Below are 19527 nucleotides of genomic sequence, written 5' to 3'. Positions count from 1 at the left end.
TTTATGGTTGCGAAACCACTGCCGATAAACCGGCGGGCTTCCCAAAAAGGCCTCTCAAAAGAACTACATACGATCCAACCACTCCGGCGGCTGTTCGTTTTCGTCCTGACCGACCACACCTTCCTTCACCGGCAAGATCAGATCTTCACGAGACACACCGAGCGCAATCAGCAGGTTCGCCGATACGTAAATGGAGGAATAAGTACCCACCACCACGCCGATAATCAGCGCCAGGGCGAATTTATTAATCGCCTCACCGCCGAACACGTAAAGCGCAATCAGCACCACCAGCGTGGTACCAGAGGTATTGATGGTACGGCTGATGGTCTGGTGAATGGAAGTGTTGATCACCTCCCATGAGTCCCCTACCCGCATGGTGCGGAAGTTTTCCCGGATACGGTCGGCCACCACAATAGTGTCATTCAGCGAGTAGCCGATGATGGCCAACAGGGCGGCCAGAACCGTAAGGTCAAAGGTCCACTGAAACAGCGAAAAAATACCCAGCACAATGAGGACGTCGTGAGCCAGGGGCAGCACGGCAGCAATACCGAATTTGAACTGAAAGCGCATGCCAACGTAAATCAGCACCACCAACAAGGCAATCAGCATGCCCAAACCGCCATCCTCTTTCAGTTCTTCGCCTACCTGGGAGCCGATAAACTCCGAACTGATCAGCTTCAGCCCAGCTCCGCCGGCGGTTAAGGTGCTAGTGATCTCCTGGGCCAGCATATCGTTAGCCGACTCTGACAACCGCACCAAAACCGTTGTATCAGAACCGAAATTCTGCACCACAAACTGGTCATAGCCGGCGTCACTCAACGCTGTGCGTATCTCAGCAAGAGCTGGCGCTTGTTCGTATTCAAATTCCACCGACGTGCCGCCGGTGAAATCCATGCCGAAGTTCAGCCCGCGCACCGCCAACAGGCCGATAGCGAGCACCAGTAGAGTAATCGAGAGTATCGTAGCAATCTTCCGAAAACCCATAAAATCAAACGGTTTTTCCTGAGCGTCATGCATTAGCCTGCTTCCCTCCGATCGAAAGTTTCTCGACCCTGCGGCCACCATAAACCACATTGACGATACTGCGGCTGACCAACAGGCCAGAGAACATCGATGTTATAATGCCCAGGCTTAAGGTAATCGCAAAACCTTTCACCGGGCCGGAACCCATGGCAAACAGAATGAGCGCCACCAGCAGGGTTGTGATGTTAGCGTCAAAAATGGAGACAAACGCCCGCGAGTAACCGGCATTTATGGCCAACTGCGGCGCGGTGCCGGCTTTTAACTCTTCTCGTATACGCTCGAATATCAATACGTTGGCGTCTACTGCCATACCCACCGTTAGAACGATACCGGCGATACCCGGCAATGTTAGCGTGGCCGACAGAATCGACATGCAGGCAATCAGCAGCATCAGATTCAGGGTAAGCGATACGTTGGCAATAAGCCCAAAACCGCGGTAGTAGAGCGCCATATAGATCAGCACCAGCACAAAGCCCAGCAATACCGACATCATACCGGCGTCGATATTTTTCTGACCCAGGCTGGGGCCAATGGTTCGTTCCTGCACAAAGTACATGGGCGCGGCCAGTGCACCGGCGCGCAGCAGCAGTGATAGCTCCGACGCTTCCGGAATCGAGTCCAGACCGGTTATACGGAAGCTCGCACCCAGTGCAGACTGCACCGTTGCCAGGCTGATGATGCCTTTGTCCACTACCCGTTTTTCTTCGGTGACCACTTCGCCGTCAACCATACGGTCTTCGGTTTCGGTGCGAAACTCAATAAACAGCACCGCCATACGCCGGCCAACGGCGTTGCGAGTGGCACGGTTCATCAAATCGCCGCCCACAGAATCCATTGTAATGCTGACTTGTGGCTGGCCGTTCTCATCAAACTGCTGCTGGGCATTGGCCACGTTATTACCTGTGGCAATGAGCGCACGCTCTAAGCGAGCGGTACGTTGGGGCGTATCGCGAAAACCAAAGGTTTCGACACCGCCGGCTGGCGTGTCTGGCCGAGCTTCCATTCGAAATTCCAGATTCGCGGTGGCGCCCAATACGCGTTTGGCTTGCGCGGTATCCTGAACACCCGGCAATTCAACAATGATGCGACTGGAGCCCTGGCGCTGCACCAGCGGCTCGGCCACACCCAATTCGTTCACCCGGTTACGGATGGTGGTCAGGTTCTGCTCAAGGGCGTATTCCTGAATGGAGCGCACTTCGGCTTCCGACAGGGTTAGCGCAATAAGGCGCTCGTCGCCACGGGTGCGCTCATCCATTAAAAACTGCAGGTACTGACGGCGAATCAGGGTGAAGGCATCGGCGCGGGATTCGTCATCACGAAAGCTGAGAATAATTTCCCGTTCGCCTTCCAGATTTCCCTCTAGCTCACCACCGCGGTAGCGAATGCGCTCCCCGCGCAGTTCACGTTTGATTTGTCCGGCCAACGCTTCCAGGCGCTGGTTCACAGCGGTTTCCATATCCACTTCCAGCAGGAAGTGAACACCGCCGCGCAAATCCAGGCCCAGCTTCATTGGGCCTGCACCCAAGCTGCGTAGCCAGCCGGGAGTAGAAGCAGCCATGTTCAGCGCAACCAGATAGTCGTTACCCAGTACCGCTTGCACTGCAGGGCGGGCCTGAAGCTGATCTTCGCCGCTGGTTACCCGAATAAGCGCGTCACGATCCTGCAAACTGCTGCTTTTTACCTCGATACCCTGGGCTTCCAGAGCCTGCACCGCACGCTCTAAAACGCGTGCGTCGACTTCGGTACTGCTGCGGGCACCGGTAACCTGAACCGCAAAATCATCCGGGAACAAATTGGGGAGTGCGTATATAAAGCCGATTGCCAGGGCAACCAGGATAGTGAGGTTTTTCCAAAGCGGATACTTGTTAAGCATGGGGTTCCTATAAGCCGGGCTGGCGCCGACCGTGGTGTTTCAGCCAGATAGAACCAGCCGGGCTGAAAAGCCCGGCTGAACGTCCGTTGGCGCGGCTCAGATATCTTTCAACGAGCCTTTTGGCAAAGCACCGGAAACCGCCACTTTTTGAATGCGAACTGAAACGTTGTCGGCCACTTCCAGAACAATAAAGTCGTCAGACACTTTGGTGATCTTGCCAACCATACCGCCAGAGGTAACCACTTCGTCGCCTTTGTTCAGGCCGGACATCAATGACTTGTGCTCTTTGGCGCGCTTGGACTGCGGACGCCAGATAAGGAAGTAAAAAATCAATATAAAGCCGGCAAAAAAGATAACCTGCCCGATAATGCCCATGCTACCGCCGGCCGCGTCCTGCGCCATTGCCAGCGTGGGAGCCAGTGCCAGCAGTGCGGCAACGAGTAATTTGATCGATTTCATGCATTTTCTCCGTTAATTGAATAATAAAGTGTGAATAACAGGTTCAGGCGCCGCTAAGCTCGGGCACAGTTGCGCCGCGCAAGGCGTAGAATTCGGTTACAAAGTTGCACAATGTACCTGCTTCAATGGCCCCACGCAATCCACTCATCAGGTTCTGGTAATAGCGTAAATTGTGAATGGTGTTCAGCTGCGAAGCGAGCATTTCTCCACACTTATCCAGATGATGCAGATAACTTCTGGAAAAGTTCTGGCAGGTGTAACAGTCACAACTGTCATCCAGCGGCGCGGTGTCGTGGCGGTTTTTGGCGTTGCGAATCTTAACAGTGCCGGTAGCGGTAAACAGATACCCGTTACGGGCGTTGCGGGTAGGCATTACGCAATCAAACATATCCACACCGCGATGCACTGCTTCTACTATATCCTCAGGGCGGCCTACGCCCATCAGGTAACGGGGCTTGTCCGCAGGCATTTTTGGCGGCAAGTCGTCCAGAATGCGAATCATGTCCTCTTTGGGCTCGCCCACCGACAGCCCGCCAATGGCGTAACCGTCAAAACCGATGTTGGTCAGGCCGTCCAGCGACTGCTGGCGCAGGCCTTCGTACATTCCGCCCTGCACAATGCCGAACAGCGCCGCCGGATTCCCCTCATGGGCATTCTTGCTTCGGGCCGCCCAGCGCAACGACAACTCCATCGAATCTTTGCCTTCTTTCTCGGTAGCCGGGTAAGGCGTGCATTCGTCAAAGATCATCACGATGTCAGAACCCAGGTCGCGCTGCACCTGCATCGCAATTTCCGGGTTCAACTCCACCGGCGAGCCATCCACCGGCGAGCGGAAAATCACGCCCTGCTCGGTAATTTTGCTGGTTTCGCCCAAGCTAAACACCTGAAAGCCGCCGGAGTCGGTCAGAATCGGCCCCTGCCACTGGGTAAAATCGTGCAGGTCGCCGTGGGCTTTGATCACTTCGGTGCCCGGGCGCAGCATCAGGTGAAAGGTATTACCCAAAATGATGTGGGCGCCAATTTCCTTGATGTCACGGGGTAGCATGCCTTTCACTGTACCGTAAGTGCCAACGGGCATAAACGCCGGCGTTTCCACCACACCGCGGGGAAAGGTCAGGCGGCCACGGCGCGCACGGCCGTCTTCACCCAGTTTTTCAAAGCTCATGAAACAGGCGTCAGTCACCGGGTTTCTCCGTGGGATTCTTGTGTTTCGGGGCCGCCCTGCGGCTCCGTTGCAGCATGCCACGGCTGGGCAGCTGTCCGGTAATAAACATGGCGTCGCCGTAGCTGAAAAAGCGATAGCGTTCATGCACGGCTTCTTTATAGGCACCCATCACATGTTCGTAACCGGCGAAGGCGCTGACCAACATGATCAGCGTTGATTCGGGCAAATGGAAATTGGTGATCAGCGCGTCTACGGTCTGAAAGCTGTAACCAGGGTAAATAAATATGTCAGTGTCGCCCGTAAACGGGCGCAGGTCGCCGTGGCGACTGGCTGATTCCAGCGAGCGCACCGAGGTGGTGCCCACGGCAATCACGCGGCCGCCACGGGCGCGGGTGCGGGCCACCGCATCTACCGTGTCCTGGCGCACATGAGCCAGCTCATGATGCATTACGTGATCTTCCAGTTTGTCTACCCGCACCGGCTGAAAGGTGCCGGCGCCCACATGCAGGGTCACAAACGTGGAGTCTACGCCCATCGCTGCGAGCTTCTGCAGCAGCGCTTCATCAAAATGAAGGCCAGCGGTTGGCGCGGCAACCGCACCGGCCTCGCGGGCATAAACGGTTTGGTAACGCTCCCGGTCAGACGCCTCATCCGCGCGATCAATATAAGGTGGCAGGGGCATATGACCCAGGCGATCAAGAATATCCAGCAGTGATTCGCTGCCGTCAGCCTGCAACTCGAACAATGCATCGGCGCGGGCGATAACGTTCAACGCAGTCCCGTCTTCCAACAATACCTGTTGCCCGGGCTTGGGGGATTTTGACGCGCGCACGTGGGCCAGCATCTGCTGATCGCCGGTAATGCGCTCCACCAGAATTTCTACCGCACCGCCGGTTTCTTTTTTTCCGAACAGACGCGCAGGAATCACCTTGGTGTTGTTGAACACCAGCAAATCACCGGGCTGCAGAAGATCGAGCAGGTCTGTGAAACGGCGATGATTCATATCGCCAGACAGGCCATCAAGGCAAAATAGACGGGAAGCAGAGCGTTCACTCAACGGATAGCGGGCAATCAGCTCATCCGGTAAGTCAAAACGAAAATCGGAGACATTCATGAAAATGACTATGCACGAAACCGCAGGGTGCGGCTTATAAATATATGGTAGCGGCGGGCGGACTCGAACCGCCACACTATCACTAGCAACGGATTTTGAATCCGTCGTGTCTACCAATTCCACCACGCCGCCATCAGAAGAGGAGCAATTATACTGACGCTGAGCCTGAAATCAATAACAAAAGCAGAACAATTGCCCTGCCCTGGCAATAATTTACAAACGGTCAAACAACGACAGCTGGGATACCCGTGCAAACGATTGCTGTGCCGCCTTGGAAACCACTAAAAATATATTCGCCAGAAGCGTCCTGGGTATTGGCCATTTGCGCCAGCTGCTGCAGGCGTTCTTTCATTTCCGAACTGATAGACAGGCGATCGTTTGCAGACAGCAAGCCGTTACCGGCCTGCACCGTCAACTCACGCACGCGCTGCAGAATGTCCAGGGAGCTTGAGATGGAGCTCTCTTCCTGGCCCAGCCGGTTGTTGGCCAGTTGCGCGTTACGCTCGTAGGTTTCGATGCGACTCACTTCCTGGTCCAGCTTCAGAATCCGCGCTGCTGCTACCGGGTCGTCCGACGGCCGATTGACGCGCTTACCGGTGGCAATCTGCTCGTCGGTTTTGTTCAGCTGTGCGCTCAGATCCTGCAGCCGGTTGATGCCGCCGGAAAAGATTTGTTGTGAAGATATTCTAATCATCTCGCATTACCTTTTTGAACCTTGCCCGCTTTAGCGGAAGGTTTGCAGCAATGTGTTGAACAGGTCCTGTGCAACGGTAATCACCTTGGCCGACGCGTTGTAAGCGGCCTGGTACTGAATCAATTTGCCGGCTTCCTGGTCCAGATTCACCCCGGAAACCGACTCACGCTGATTGAACGACTGCTCCAGCAAGGTTTTTCCTGCCGCCAGATCCAGCTGGCTCTGGCGGGTTTGCACACCCACAGTTTCCACCAGCCCGGCATAGCCTTCGGCAAAACTCTGGCTGCCGTTGTTCAGTGTGTTTTTTGTGCCAAACGATGCCAGAGACTCGGCGTTGCGGTTGTCGGATACGCCGTTTGCGTTAAATTCGATATCAAAAATGTCACCCACCTTGGGCTGTCCGGTGAAGTTAAACTGGAAGCCTTCGTAGAGGGCATTTAATGGGTCTTCGCTAAACAGTCCCTGACCCTCGATGTATGGTTCTGCAATGATCACGGGGGTGTTACTTGATTAAAAACTGTATATGCCAGCCCACTACTACTGCCGTCGACAAATTCAACTCTCATTGGCAAATCGATGATCGGGTCAATCACCCCCAACATGGTGCCCTGACTGATAGCACCAGAGCCCGTGTTGATCTCGCGCCCTTCGGCTCGCACAGGGCTAGGGTCTGTTGACAATTTACTGTAAGTCTTTGAAAGGTAAGAGAAATTGTCAACAGACCCTAGGAATTACCCGACTATTCTGAAAAGCATCACTATTGAAGTTCTTAAAAAACAGCCCACCCAACTCACCTTCCAAGTCCATACCAATCTGATGCTGGCTGTTCATGGTATCGGCCAGCGCAATGGCAATACGGCCGAGCTCGTCAAACGCCGGCGCTAAGGCCTGCTGCTGGAAGTATCTAAGGCCGCCCAGTTTTCCACCCTCAATCTGGCTGTCGATGTTCACAACCCGACCACTGGTGCCCAGCGTAAACTCCAGCATTGAGGGGTCAGAGGCACTGGGCCGAGTGCCCAGTTCTGCAGCAATGTTGCCTATAACCAGGCCCTGGCCGTTGTTCAGGGTGACATTCACCTGCGCGCCTTCGGTTGGGCTGATTTTTATGCTGACCAGTTCAGACAGCTGGCGCAGTTTTTCATCACGCTGGTCCAGCAGATCGTTGGGCATTCTGCCCTGGGCAAGGCCGGGGGATTGGGATATCGCCGAGTTCAGATCGGCAATACTGGCAATCAGCGCGTTGGCGTCTTTAGCGCCCTGCTGCATCTGGGTTTTGACCGATTCGCGCTGCTGAATGAACTTTTCATTGAGCGCAGAAAAGCGGTTTACCACTTGCTGGCCTTCACTTATTACAAGCTGGCGCTGGGGCAATGAAGTAGGGTCTTCAGCGGCGTTCTGCAGACTGGCAAAACAGTTGTTCAAGACCTTACTGAGGCCCGTAGACTCGCCACCCAGCAGGTTATCCAACCGGCTTAGCTCGTTGTTCAGGGTTCTTTGCTCACCCTCAAGGCTGGAATCCTCACGGATTTGCTGCGTCAGGTATTCGTTTGCCAGGCGGCGAATGTTTTCCACATTGACGCCGGTGCCAATACTGCCGGCGCCGGTGCGCTGCGGTGTCTGAACGCCAAACTGCACCTCCTGGCGGCTATAGCCCGGTGTGTTGGCGTTGGTGATGCGTTGCGCCATGGGCAGCAGGGCCTGCACGAACTGTTCCGGAGATTCAAAGCGCGCGGGCTGAGCTGGCGCACCAAAGCGTCCGCCAGGCCGGTACCCTGGTTGCCAGCCATCGACAGACTTATCTGATTGTCGAACATATCCCGATAAGCCTGGCTCTCGTTGGTGTTCAGGTAGTTGCCTTCCGCCATCACATCACCGGCTTTGCGCATAGACTTGAGCATTTCCGCCAGAAACAGGCTTTCAAATTGCCGCGCCACTTCCCTCAGTGCCGACTCCTTGTCGGTACGGGCCTGGGTTTTCAGCGCGTTCAAGCCTTCGAAGTCGGTGTAGACATTGGCCTGTTGAATCCGGTAGTCCTGCATCGTTCTGCCCCTGCTACTCTAGATTACAATCAGCTCGGCGCGCAGTGCACCGGCCTGTTTTAACGCTTCCAGTACCGCCATTACGTCACCCGGAGCCGCACCCACCTGGTTTACCGCCTGAACTATCTCGTTCAAGGTGACCGCAGGGCCAAACTTGAACATGCGAGCCGGGTCTTCGGTCACCGCAATCTGAGAGTCTTGCACCACTTCGGTGTTGCCAGCCGCTAACGGATTAGGCTGCACCGCATTGGGGTTTTCCTGAATAATCACCGTCAGGTTGCCGTGGGCGTAAGCCATATCCGGGCCCAGGTTGCCGTTGATGGCTTCAACAACCCGACGGGCGGTGGTGAAGTCTGAGCGCAACAGATTGAACGTAACGGTATCGCCACGGTTAAACGGCGAAGCCACTTCGCGCTCGACGGTGGCGCCGTTGGGGATTCGGCCGGCGCTGGGAATGTTAACGGTAATGCGCGAGCCGTCCAGCCCTTCGGCGCCAAAGCCACCGACAATCAGGCTACCTTGCGCAAGCGCATACACGTTGCCATCAGCGCCTTTCAGCGTGGTCATCAGCAGGGTGCCGCCGCGCAGGCTTTTGGCGTTGCCGATAGACGACACGGTAATGTCGATTTGCTGACCGGGCTTGGCAAACGGTGGAATGGTAGCGTTCACCGTCACCGCAGCAACGTTCGCCAGTTTTGGATCAACGCCTTCCGGCAGAGTGACGCCAAACTGGTTCATCATGTTACGGAAGGTCTGGTTGGTAAATGGCGCTTTGTCGCCGCTGCCGGCCAAGCCAACCACCAGACCATAACCCACCAGTTGGTTGTCACGCACGCCTTTGATGCGGGCCAAATCCTTAAGCCTGTCAGCCATCACCGGCGAAGCCACCATTAACGCCATTAATGCTATTGCCAAACATTTGCGCACATTCGTTTTACACAGAATCACTTTGGAAAGGTTCACAGAGGCCACCATTCGCTGTTGAAAAAACGCCCCATCCAGCCCATCTGGTTGGCTTGGTCAAAATCACCGGTGCCACCGTAAGCAATGCGGGCATCGGCAATGCGGTTAGACGCCAGAGTATTGTCCGGCTTGATATCCTGAGGCCGCACCAATCCTGTCAGGCGAATGTATTCTTCGCCATTGGTCAGCGACAGCCACTTCTCGCCACGAATGCGCAACACACCGTTAGGCAATACTTCGGTGACCGTTACGGTGATGCTGCCGGCCAGGCTGATGTCACTGTCTTTCGAGATACTGGTTTCCGCGTTTTTACTGGCGCGGGTAGACTCGTCCAAGGTAACCGTAAGCACATCGCCCACATTGAGCGCTACTGTGTCGCCGTAAAAATTGTAATTGCGGCTAACCTGGTAAATAGAACCGGTTTCGAGATCGCGCTGCATCATCGCCTGGGCCCGCACCGGAGCGTATTCCGGGTCATCCGGCATGGCGCGGGGCCGGCTCATGGCAGCGCAACCCTGAAGCACCGCCAGCACCAGAACCAACGCAACGCTGGCGCTGCGGCGGAACTGTAAAAAAACGGCGTTAGCTGTCATAGCGAAACCTCTGGCCGGCAACAACCGGCGTTAACCAATATTGTTGGTGATGAACTGCAGCATCTGGTCAACAGTCGATACTACTTTCGAGTTCATTTCATAGGCGCGCTGGGTGGTAATCATATTCACCAGCTCTTCCACCACTTCCACGTTGGAAGACTCAATAGAGCCCTGCTCCAGCGAGCCCAGCCCGGCCTGGTCATCGGTGACAGCGGTTACAGTGCCATCGCGACCGTTAACCGCCATATCCAGCGGCTGCTCGGTTATCTGCAAGTTGCCCTGAGTAAACTGTTTGGCGGTGCCCACAACCCGCACACCGGTACCCAACTGCAACCCGGAGGGTAGTTCGGTGTTTTGCGTGTTCAAACCACCGGGTTGGCGTTTCACCTGATACAGCAGATCCTGAAACACCGCGCGGTCGCGCTTGAAACCGGTGGTGTTCACGTTCGCCAGGTTGTTGGCGTGGGCGCGCTGGGCCAGCATGTTCTGCTTGGCACCGGACATTCCGATGTAAAGGGCTTTGTCCATGGGGAAGGCTCCTGCCGGATATTTGACTGTTACCAGTCCTCAAGCAGGAGTCGTGCCAGTTTGAGTGGCAACGAAATAAGAAAAGCTCAGGAGTGAGCAGAACCGGGCCTTATCTGGCCCGGTTCTGCTAAAAGCACCCTGGCGGGCGCTGGATTGCTTACCTCAGGTGGATGATGGTCTGGGTGACCGCATCCGAGGTTTCAATGGTTTTGGCATTGGCCTGATAGTTACGCTGGACAATAATCAGGTTCACCAGTTCCGCAGACAGGTCTACGTTGGATTCTTCAACCGAGCTGGACTGAATCGCCCCCAGGGTTCCGGTATCGGGCCTACCGATAACCGCCTGGCCAGAGTCGAAGGTTTCTACCCAGCTTGTATCACCAGACGGTGACAGCCCGTCGGTATTGTTAAAACTGGCCAAAGCCACCTGCCCTAAGGAATTGGACTGGCCGTTCGTGTCGCGAGCAAAAATGATACCTTGCTGCGACACATCCAGCCCCGACAGCCGGCCGGTGGTGTAACCATTCTGTCGCTGATCATTTACTCCGAAGGCCGCGCCGTACTGAGTAGTACTACCCAAATTCAATATAAACGCAGAGCTGTCCGGTGGATCCTGAATCGGAAGTAAAGGATCTGCAGGTGGCCCATCGGCGCCATTGGCGATTCCACTCCCGTCTTTTGGAGTCCAGTCAGTAATAGAAATCTCACCGTTAGTGTTACCGTTAATCGACGCCAGTTTGCCACTTTGATCAAACACTGCGGCATACGGGGTAATGTCAGTACCGCCCACCGGCTCAGACAGCCGCGGCCTGACGGCGCAGCACATTAGCGTGTTTGTCCCGAACTCGGACTTTGAGGGTTTTGGTGAACTCAGTCATACTGTATATAACCACAGCGCTTTTGCTAAGACAAGACCTCTGTCGAGGTCACGCTATCCATCCCCACCCAAATGTTAGGGAAGTCGCTCCCGCTCCACTTGAGTCAATTGGATGGGGTATTTCGCGACTACGTTGATAAAATTCTGCATCGACTGGTCGCTCTGGGCCACGGCGACCCGGCGATTCGAAAATCAGTGAAACAACTGGCGGAATCAGAAGAATGGCAGGCAAAAACCGACGGCCAATTCAGTCTGGCGCTGTTTGGCGTGGTGCACTTTGAGCCTGAGCTCATGCAGGAAATTCTGGAAATGGATTCAGCGCCCCAGCGCCTGGCCTACACGCTGGAGCTACTGAACGAACTCTAATGGGTGCCCTAAAGAGTGCTCTGGGGAGTGCTCTATAAGGGTGCCCTATTAAGGGTGCTCTCCAAGCGTAGATAGGCGCTGGCTACTGCGGCCAGCGCGACACAAACGCCGCCGGCTCAAGACGCGGCACCGCAGGCTTGGCACAAACAACGCTGCCCGTGTAAATAAAGCCAATCACCGATTCCTGCTCGCTCAAACCCAACGCCCGTGTAACCGCCGGATTATAAGCCGGCGACCCGGTTCGCCACATAACACCGAAGCCCGCATCCTGAAGCGCCAGCTCCAGCAAAGTGGTGCCCGCTGCAGCGGACAAAACTTGCTCGCTGGCCGGAATTTTCGGATGTTCGACCGGTGACGCAATCGCGATAATCACCATGGGCGACCGAAGCGGCGCTTTGCGAAGTTTCGCCAGGGTTTTCTCATCTGCTTCCGGATCGTAGGTGTCTGCAAACAAGTCGCCCAAGCGCTCAAGACCTTCGCCTTCCACTACCAGGTAACGCCAGGGCCGTAACAGGCCATGATCTGGTGCTCGTGCCGCACAGGCAAAAGCCTGCGCCAGAACGTCTGGCCCCGGCGCCGGTGCCTGCAGCCGGGGCTCAGAGCTTCGGGCAAGAATAAAATCGCTGATAGCCGTCATATAATCCTGTCAGGTGTTAAAATAAAGCGTTTTAATTGAGCAAATACGGTAACCGTACCTGCTGGCGATTGCCTGGGTCATGCTCAAAACATGCTAACCGCAAGGATTCAATTCTGAAATGAACGGATTATCCGCAAAAAAACCGGCGGCCGCCGCGCCCATCATGCCCGATTATCTTGGCCGCATACTGGGTTACGCCGCTATGGCCGTGATTATGGTCGCCGGTGTTGCTGAAGGGCTTTACTCAGAGTGGCTCTTTGGCATGGCGGGATTCGCCATCGTTTGGCCACACCTGGCCCAGCTGTTTGCCCTGGATGGCCGCAAGCGGAACTCAACCACTGTTCGTCAGAATTTGTTGCTGATAGATTGCGCCATTTCCGGGGCGTTTATCGGAAGCTTGGGGCTGGTCAGCATTTCCGCCGCGACCATTGCCTTAATGGTGACGTTCACCTGCTTTGTGGTGGGTGGTTTAAAGCAGTGGGCCTGGGCAGCCTGATACTGTCTGCGTCGGCGCTGGCCACATTCTTTTTGTTCAACCCCGACCACACCATCACCCTGCCCCTTTATACAGATTTGCTAGCAGTGATCGTAGCCGGTGTTTACGTTTGCGCAACCGCACTGTTTTCCCACCAGCAGGCCAAAGCCCTACGCCAAGCAACGTCGTTGATTCAGACCCAGCGCGAACAGTCCATCGCACTGTCGCAAATTGCCCTCAAGCACGGTGGCACCATTGACAAGTTTATGGGCGACTCCATCATGATCTTTTTTGGCGACCCCACCAGCCGTGGTCAACGGGCGGATACATTGGCCTGCGTGTCTATGGCCATCGACATGCGCAAACACATGAAGCCTTTTCACTGATTAAAGACAGCATTATGTGCCGCGATAAAGGCGAGGTAACGGTTAAGGGCTTCAGCAGGCCCATTGCGGTGTATCAGGTAATCGATTACCGCTGCGACCTGGGCCGCAACCGCAGCTTTCTGGAACACGAACACAGTGGTTTTACCCTGTATCTGGATTCGGAAAAAGTGAACCAAAACGACCGAACCGCCATACTGCGGGCGTTAGACGAAGCCTCTAGCCGCTTGCGCCATCAGCGGGACTAGACAGCACAAGCGCGACTCATAAAAGGCTACTGCCGTATAAGGCGCGGGCCGGAATTGGCATCAGCACGGGTGCTGCGCCACGGATTAATATCCAGACCGCCGCGGCGGGTATAGCGGGCGACCACAGTGAGCGCTTGCGGCTTGCAATGGCGCATCAGATCCGTGAACAGAGTTTCTACGCAGTGCTCATGAAAGTCCTGCTTCTGGCGAAAACTCACTATGTAGCGCAGCAGGCCAACCCGATCCAGTTCCGGCCCGGTATAGTCAATTAATACCGAACCCCAGTCTGGCTGCCCGGTTACCGGGCAATTGCTTTTCAACAGGTGTGAACACAGCTTTTCGCTGACGATCTCTGTACCGGTTACAAGGGACTCTGGCGCGTAGCCGTAAACCACGTCCGCCAAAGGTTCGTCATCAATCAGCTGATATTCCTGCGGCCGCCCCTGGGCCAGAGCGCCTTCATCTACGCTGTGCAGGGTCACCCGAACCGCGGCGCCACAGGCTGAAGACAAGTCTGCAACGATCACTTCGCAAACCCGCTCAGCACTGGCGTACACGGTCTGGTTCAGTGAATTCAGATACAGCTTCAGCGATTTCGACTCCACCAGCTGGGGCGATTCTGCCGGAAACTCGATTTCCGCCCAGGCCACCACCGGCACGCCGCCAGGGCGCAGCCAGGACACTTCCCAAGCCTGCCATAAGTCCCCGCCAAACCAGGGCCAGCGACCATCTTCCAGGCCTATACGCTGGCGGTTGTGCAGCCGCGGGATCGGAAACAGCTGGCCGGGATCGTAGGTGTCCGGGTATTCGCTGGCTTTCCCCAGCGGCGCGTTATCAAGTGTCATAAATTTTCCTGAATCAGTTACGAATGCCTTTGCCACGGCGCAACAAGTTCAATGCAACCGCCGCCAACACCACAATAAACAGCAGAATCATGCCCAGAGACACAAACGGATTCACGTCTGACACACCCAGAATGCCGTAGCGAAAGCCATTTACCATGTACAGAATCGGGTTGATCATAGACACACCACGCCAGAAGTCCGGCAGCAGATCAATGCTGTAGAACACGCCGCCCAGATAGGTCAGCGGTGTCAGTATGAACGTCGGCACAATGGAGATGTCGTCGAACTTGGTAGCCAGCATGGCGTTGATAAAGCCGCCCAGGGCAAACAACGCCGAGGTCAAAATCACCGTGATCACCACCATCAATATGTTATGGAATTCCAGATGTGTGAACGCCAGCGATACCAGAGTCACAATCACGCCTATGCCCAGGCCACGGGCCATACCCCCACACACATAACCGGTCAGAATCACCCAGTTCGGCACCGGCGATACCAGCAACTCTTCAATGTTGTGCTGGAATTTCATTGAGAAAAATGACGACACCACATTGGCGTAGGAACTGGTGATCACCGCCATCATGATCAGGCCCGGCACAATAAACTGCATATAATCGAAGCCACCCATCTGGCCGATGCGAGAACCGATCAGATTGCCAAAAATGACGAAGTACAGCGTCATAGTGACCGCAGGCGGCAACAGGGTTTGCGCCCATATGCGGGTAAAGCGGCGAATTTCACGACTCAGAATTGTATAAAATGCAGTCCACAGTGCGTGCGGTGTCATAACTGCGCCTTCGGGTCGTTGTCACTGTTGTCGGCGTTGGCTTCAACCATGCGTACAAACAGCTCTTCCAGGCGGTTCGCTTTGGTGCGCATGCTGTCTACCTCGATGCCCTGCTGTTGCAGCTGCACAAAAACCTGATTCAAACCGGACCCTTTTTGCACATCCACTTCCAACGCACCGTCTTTATCAAAGCGGCGAACATAACCGTCGAGCTGGGGCAGCTGTTGATGACCACCGGCAAGATCCAGTACAAAGGTTTCCACGCTCAGTTGCTGCAGTAACTCGCGTTTGCTGGTGTTTCGCAGAATCTGGCCGTGATCTATAATGGCGATGTTGCGGCACAGGGCTTCGGCTTCTTCCAGGTAATGGGTTGTCAGAATAATGGTGGTGCCATTGCGGTTCATTTCTTGCAGAAACGTCCACATAGAACGGCGCAGCTCAATATCCACGCCCGCGGTGGGTTCGTCCAGAATCAACAGACGCGGTTCGTGCACCAGCGCGCGGGCAATCATCAGGCGCCGCTTCATGCCACCAGACAGCGTGCGCGACGGAGTATTGCGCTTGTCCCATAGCCCAAGCTGTTTCAGGTATTTCTCGGCAGAGATCAGTGCCTGCTTTAGCGGAATACCGTAATAGCCGGCCTGAGTGGTCACAATATCCAGCACTTTTTCAAACTGATTAAAGTTAAACTCCTGGGGCACCACGCCCAAGTTAAGCTTGGCCGCCGACAGTTCGGTGTCCAGATCATGGCCAAACACTCGCACCTGCCCAGCGGATTTATTCACCAGCGACGACACCACTCCCAGGGTGGTGGATTTGCCGGCGCCGTTGGGGCCCAGCAACGCAAAAAAGTCGCCTTTGGCCACTTTGAGGTCAATACCTTTAAGGGCCTGAAAACCATCGCCATAGGTTTTGGTCAGGCCCTGGATTTCCAGAGCGTAAGCCATAGACATTCCTGACAGAAAAACATGGGGCTGAATGCGGGAACTGCGTGACTGGATACTGTGTCACTTTTTATAGACTGCGTGCCGAGTTATAGACTGCGTGCCGTATCGCTTCTTAAAGAGCACGGCAGGCTTAATCGGGCGGGAATATTAACCGCTATAGGTTGCTGTCGGCAAACTGTAAACCGTAACCCTCAGGGGTTTTACGCCGCACCACCATGTGCAAAATCGGAGCTGCCATCGGCAAGCCCTGCACTTGAACGGTCACTTTGTCCCCAAGTTGAGGGGCAAATTGTTGGTCTTCAATCGCAATAAACACGCCGCCGTCAGATATGTCGCGGGTACCAAACTCAAAGTTGCCCAGGGTTTCATGCTCAACTTTCACAGTCGCACTCATGGATGTACGCAAGTGTTCGCGGCGGTCATCTGGGGTCATAGAATTTGCACCAAGGCTGAGGGATATTGATTCTATGAAGAATACCACCAAATTTCTCAAAGTATAGACAGGCAGTATTGACTATCCAGGTAATACAAATGATAATGGTTTGCGTTGTTAATATTGATTCGACAAGCCTGACAAAACCACACTCCCTCAACCGAGATTGCCATTATGCGATTGAAACTTGCTGCCACAGCTGCCATTGCCCTGACCGCCATGCCCGTGGCCGCGTTTGCTGACGGCGAAGTGAACATCTACTCCTACCGCCAGGCTTACCTGCTGGAACCTCTGCTGAACGCGTTCGAAAAAGAGACCGGCATTGAATCCAACGTGGTATTCGCCAAGCAAGGCCTGGCCGAGCGCCTGGACCGCGAAGGTCGTAATAGCCCCGCCGACGTGGTGATGACCGTCGACATTTCCCGCATCGACGAACTGGTAGAACGTAATCTGCTGCAAGGCATCACTGACAACAAGATTCTGAACAAGAACATCCCGGAAAACCTGCGCCACCCAGATGGCGAGTGGTTCGCACTGACAACCCGTGGCCGTTTGATCTACACCTCCAAAGACCGCGTTGAAGAAGGCGCAATCACCACCTACGAAGACCTGGCAGACGAAAAATGGAACAATCGCATTTGTACCCGCAGCGGCAAACACCCTTACAACATCGCACTGATCTCATCGATGATTGCTCACCACGGTGAAGCAGACACCGAAAAGTGGCTGGCAGGCGTAAAAGACAATCTGGCACGCAAACCCCAGGGCGGCGATCGCGATCAGATTAAGGCCATTGCAGCCGGCGTGTGTGACGTTGCCATTGGTAACAGCTACTACTACGGCAACATGCTGCAAGATGAAAACGAACGCGAAGCCGCCGAAACAGTGCGTCTGGTATTTCCCAACGCCGACGGCCGCGGCACCCATATCAATATCAGCAGCATTGCACTGACCAAAAGCGCACCGAACAAAGACAACGCCATTAAATTGATGGAGTTCCTGTCTTCTGCAGAAGCCCAGCGCATTTACGCCGAAGCGAACGCAGAGTACCCGGCTAACCCGAATGTTAAGCCTGTGGGTATGGTTGCCGAGTGGGGCGAAATCCACCCAGACTCCATTTCATTGCAGGAAATTGCTGACAATCGCAACGCCGCTGTAAAACTGGTCGACCGCGTAGATTTTGACGGCGAATAAGCCCGTTTGATCGAAAAACAGCCGGCGGCAGCGACTTCCTGCCGCCGGCTTGCTTGCAGGCCAGCCCCCAGCTGTCTAGAATCGGAATCCTTTTCATCATCATTTTGAACCAGTCTTCATCAATGGTTCATTGCTTTTCAGCCTTTGTGTCGGGCTGAATCAGAAGGATTCACATGTCTGAAGCTGCCACCGGCGCCAACATTGCGCCGGCCCAACCGCTGCACATCAAGCGCACATCTAAACGCTGGCTGATTGCCGCAGCACTGATTACCGCCATTGTCGCTCTACCTGTGCTTGCCGTCATTTACCTGGCATTTTTTCCAGACGAGAACATCTGGCCGCACCTGATGAGCACCACCCTGCCGCGCTACCTGGTAACCACCCTTAAACTGATGCTGGGCGTAGGCATACTTGCCTTGGGCATTGGCCTGTCCAGCGCCTGGGCCGTCACCATGTGCGAGTTTCCCGGCCGCAAGTATTTTGAGTGGGCCATGCTGCTGCCCTTCGCGGTGCCGGCTTACGTTATTGCGTATGTGTACACCAGCCTGTTGGACTATGCCGGGCCTGTGCAAAGCGCCCTGCGCGCTGTGTTTGGCTGGACCAGTGCAGCGGATTACTGGTTTCCCGAAATCCGCAGCCTGGAAGGCGCCATCCTGATGATCGGTTTGGTGCTCTACCCTTATGTGTACCTGCTGGCCCGCGCGGCGTTTTTGGAACAGTCACCGTCGTTGTTCGCGGTTAGCCGCAGCCTTGGCCACTCTGCTATCAGTACATTTTTCCGCGTGGTGCTGCCCATCGCCCGCCCGGCGATTGCCGTTGGCTTGTCACTGGTGATGATGGAAACCCTCAACGATTTTGGCACCGTCGACTTCTTCGCCGTGCAAACCCTCACGACCGGCCTGTTTGATACCTGGATGAACCTGGGCAATCTTGGCGGCGCCGCACAGATAGCCAGCGTCATGCTGATATTTGTACTGGTGCTGGTTACCCTCGAGCGCTATTCCCGCCGCCGCCAACAGCAGTTCGCCGCCCGCGACAACCGCGAGCCTATCCGCCGTTTCACCATGTCGTTTCCACGCCAGATGGTCTGTGTGGCGGTGTGTGGTATTCCGGTTTTTTTGGGCTTTGCTATTCCAGGCGCCACTCTGGCCACTTACGCCATCGAATATTTCAGCGAAAGCTGGAACCCGGATTTTATTCAAAACACCCTGAACAGTCTTTTCCTGTCTAGCGCTGCAGCGCTCACCACGCTGGTTATTGGCGTAACCCTGGCCTACAGCCGCCGGCTGCATAACACCCGTGGCATGCAGGTGCTTATGCGGCTGTCGAGCCTGGGCTACGCCATGCCCGGCGCCGTGCTTGCGGTAGGTGTGATTGTGCCATTGGCAGGATTTGATAACTGGCTAGACAGCCTGATGCGGGATTACTTTGGTTTCAGCAGCGGGCTGCTGCTTAGCGGGTCAGCGTTTGCACTGATATTCGCCTACACCGTGCGTTTTTTGGCGGTGTCCGCCGGCAGCGTGGAAAGCGCCCTGCAGAAAATCACCCCAAGTATGGACATGGCTTCACGCTCTTTGGGGCATACGCCGGGCAAAACTCTGGTGAAAGTTCACCTGCCCATGTTGCGGGGCACCCTGGTAACCGCAGCGCTGGTGGTGTTTGTAGACTGCATGAAGGAGTTGCCGGCCACGCTGATTCTGCGGCCGTTCAACTTTGAAACCTTGGCCACTTACGTGTACCAGTTTGCATCTGACGAAAAGCTGTTCCACAGCGCATTGCCGGCGCTGATTATCGTGGTGGCCGGCATTATCCCCATTATTCTGATGAGCCGCTCCATTTCCAACTCGCGAGCCATGAACTGACGCCCTTTCTACGCTAAAAGGC

Annotated in this window: 19 protein-coding genes, 1 tRNA gene and 4 pseudogenes; 6 read left to right on the top strand and 18 right to left on the bottom strand. The window is 55.2% G+C overall.

Translation table 11 applies throughout. The annotated features are described in order from the left end of the window. Positions 1-63: 63 nt before the first annotated feature. From secF to A3OI_RS0117345, 13 genes and pseudogenes are all read right to left on the bottom strand, one after another. Positions 64-1017 (bottom strand): protein translocase subunit SecF, encoded by a 954-nt coding sequence (gene secF / locus A3OI_RS0117400; RefSeq protein WP_018405502.1) that lies wholly within the window; start codon positions 1015-1017, stop codon positions 64-66. Continuing rightward, positions 1010-2896, bottom strand: coding sequence for a protein translocase subunit SecD (gene secD / locus A3OI_RS0117395; RefSeq protein WP_018405501.1), 1887 nt, complete (start codon positions 2894-2896; stop codon positions 1010-1012). Before secD ends, secF begins: the two co-directional genes overlap by 8 nt. A gap of 96 nt (positions 2897-2992) precedes the next feature. Then, entirely contained in the window at positions 2993-3355 is a 363-nt protein-coding gene (gene yajC, locus A3OI_RS0117390) for a preprotein translocase subunit YajC (protein ID WP_018405500.1), read from the bottom strand. Positions 3356-3398: 43 nt separating this feature from the next. Further along, positions 3399-4520: a tRNA guanosine(34) transglycosylase Tgt gene (tgt, locus tag A3OI_RS0117385; protein WP_026224277.1), complete on the bottom strand. Its 1122-nt coding sequence runs from the start codon at positions 4518-4520 to the stop codon at positions 3399-3401. 10 nt (positions 4521-4530) lie between these two features. Then, positions 4531-5634, bottom strand: a complete 1104-nt coding sequence (gene queA, locus A3OI_RS0117380) for a tRNA preQ1(34) S-adenosylmethionine ribosyltransferase-isomerase QueA (protein WP_026224276.1) — start codon at positions 5632-5634, stop codon at positions 4531-4533. Between the two features lie 45 nt (positions 5635-5679). After that, a tRNA-Leu gene (locus A3OI_RS0117375) sits at positions 5680-5766 on the bottom strand. 130 nt (positions 5767-5896) lie between these two features. Beyond that, positions 5897-6328 (bottom strand): annotated as a pseudogene (gene flgL / locus A3OI_RS0117370) (flagellar hook-associated protein FlgL); the annotation flags it as partial. Between the two features lie 30 nt (positions 6329-6358). Further along, positions 6359-8032, bottom strand: a pseudogene (gene flgK / locus A3OI_RS22375) (flagellar hook-associated protein FlgK). Positions 8033-8060: 28 nt separating this feature from the next. Next, positions 8061-8367, bottom strand: a pseudogene (locus tag A3OI_RS20745) (rod-binding protein); the annotation flags it as partial. A gap of 18 nt (positions 8368-8385) precedes the next feature. Beyond that, entirely contained in the window at positions 8386-9342 is a 957-nt protein-coding gene (locus tag A3OI_RS0117360) for a flagellar basal body P-ring protein FlgI (protein WP_018405496.1), read from the bottom strand. Continuing rightward, a complete protein-coding gene (locus A3OI_RS0117355) occupies positions 9327-9923 on the bottom strand; it encodes a flagellar basal body L-ring protein FlgH (protein ID WP_018405495.1) in 597 nt (198 codons plus the stop codon). The genes A3OI_RS0117360 and A3OI_RS0117355 overlap by 16 nt, the downstream gene beginning before the upstream one ends. A gap of 30 nt (positions 9924-9953) precedes the next feature. Further along, positions 9954-10451 (bottom strand): flagellar hook-basal body complex protein, encoded by a 498-nt coding sequence (locus A3OI_RS0117350; RefSeq protein WP_018405494.1) that lies wholly within the window; start codon positions 10449-10451, stop codon positions 9954-9956. 157 nt (positions 10452-10608) lie between these two features. Then, a pseudogene (locus A3OI_RS0117345) lies at positions 10609-11247 on the bottom strand (flagellar hook-basal body complex protein); the annotation flags it as partial. A 180-nt stretch (positions 11248-11427) separates the two neighbouring features. Between A3OI_RS0117345 and A3OI_RS20740 the strand changes: the two are divergent. After that, the gene (locus A3OI_RS20740) at positions 11428-11694 is read left to right on the top strand and encodes a hypothetical protein (RefSeq protein ID WP_228703028.1); all 267 of its coding nucleotides are present in this window, start codon (positions 11428-11430) and stop codon (positions 11692-11694) included. 82 nt (positions 11695-11776) lie between these two features. Here A3OI_RS20740 and A3OI_RS0117335 read toward each other — a convergent pair whose 3' ends face one another. Further along, positions 11777-12331 carry a nitroreductase family protein gene (locus A3OI_RS0117335; RefSeq protein WP_018405491.1) on the bottom strand — a complete coding sequence of 185 codons (555 nt, stop codon included), beginning with the start codon at positions 12329-12331 and terminating at the stop codon, positions 11777-11779. Between the two features lie 118 nt (positions 12332-12449). Here A3OI_RS0117335 and A3OI_RS24130 point away from each other — a divergent pair, with 118 nt between their 5' ends. The 3 genes from A3OI_RS24130 to A3OI_RS24120 are packed head-to-tail and all read left to right on the top strand — an operon-like array spanning position 12450 to position 13437. Then, positions 12450-12827 (top strand): MASE2 domain-containing protein, encoded by a 378-nt coding sequence (locus A3OI_RS24130; protein WP_026224274.1) that lies wholly within the window; start codon positions 12450-12452, stop codon positions 12825-12827. Then, positions 12809-13192, top strand: coding sequence for a hypothetical protein (locus tag A3OI_RS24125; protein ID WP_026224273.1), 384 nt, complete (start codon positions 12809-12811; stop codon positions 13190-13192). Before A3OI_RS24130 ends, A3OI_RS24125 begins: the two co-directional genes overlap by 19 nt. Positions 13193-13206: 14 nt before the next feature. Further along, entirely contained in the window at positions 13207-13437 is a 231-nt protein-coding gene (locus A3OI_RS24120) for a hypothetical protein (RefSeq protein WP_026224272.1), read from the top strand. Positions 13438-13463: 26 nt separating this feature from the next. Here the strand turns inward: A3OI_RS24120 and queF are convergent, their stop codons facing one another. From queF to A3OI_RS0117300, 4 genes are all read right to left on the bottom strand, one after another. Beyond that, complete coding sequence (gene queF / locus A3OI_RS0117315) at positions 13464-14282, bottom strand: NADPH-dependent 7-cyano-7-deazaguanine reductase QueF (RefSeq protein ID WP_018405490.1); 819 nt, start codon at positions 14280-14282, stop codon at positions 13464-13466. A 13-nt stretch (positions 14283-14295) separates the two neighbouring features. Next, a complete protein-coding gene (locus A3OI_RS0117310; RefSeq protein ID WP_018405489.1) occupies positions 14296-15069 on the bottom strand; it encodes an ABC transporter permease in 774 nt (257 codons plus the stop codon). Beyond that, on the bottom strand, positions 15066-16016 hold the full coding sequence (locus A3OI_RS0117305) for an ABC transporter ATP-binding protein (protein ID WP_018405488.1): 951 nt from the start codon (positions 16014-16016) through the stop codon (positions 15066-15068). Before A3OI_RS0117305 ends, A3OI_RS0117310 begins: the two co-directional genes overlap by 4 nt. 154 nt (positions 16017-16170) lie before the next feature. Continuing rightward, positions 16171-16449, bottom strand: coding sequence for a PilZ domain-containing protein (locus A3OI_RS0117300; protein WP_018405487.1), 279 nt, complete (start codon positions 16447-16449; stop codon positions 16171-16173). Positions 16450-16623: 174 nt separating this feature from the next. Between A3OI_RS0117300 and A3OI_RS0117295 the strand changes: the two genes are divergently transcribed. Beyond that, complete coding sequence (locus tag A3OI_RS0117295) at positions 16624-17643, top strand: Fe(3+) ABC transporter substrate-binding protein (protein WP_018405486.1); 1020 nt, start codon at positions 16624-16626, stop codon at positions 17641-17643. Between the two features lie 173 nt (positions 17644-17816). Beyond that, complete coding sequence (locus tag A3OI_RS0117290; protein WP_018405485.1) at positions 17817-19505, top strand: ABC transporter permease; 1689 nt, start codon at positions 17817-17819, stop codon at positions 19503-19505. Positions 19506-19527: the final 22 nt, after the last annotated feature.

Source organism: Marinobacter gelidimuriae (genome assembly GCF_000372805.1).
GTDB lineage: Bacteria > Pseudomonadota > Gammaproteobacteria > Pseudomonadales > Oleiphilaceae > Marinobacter > Marinobacter gelidimuriae.
Note: the sequence above shows the minus strand (reverse complement) of the source record. Positions and strands in the feature narration are given on the sequence as shown.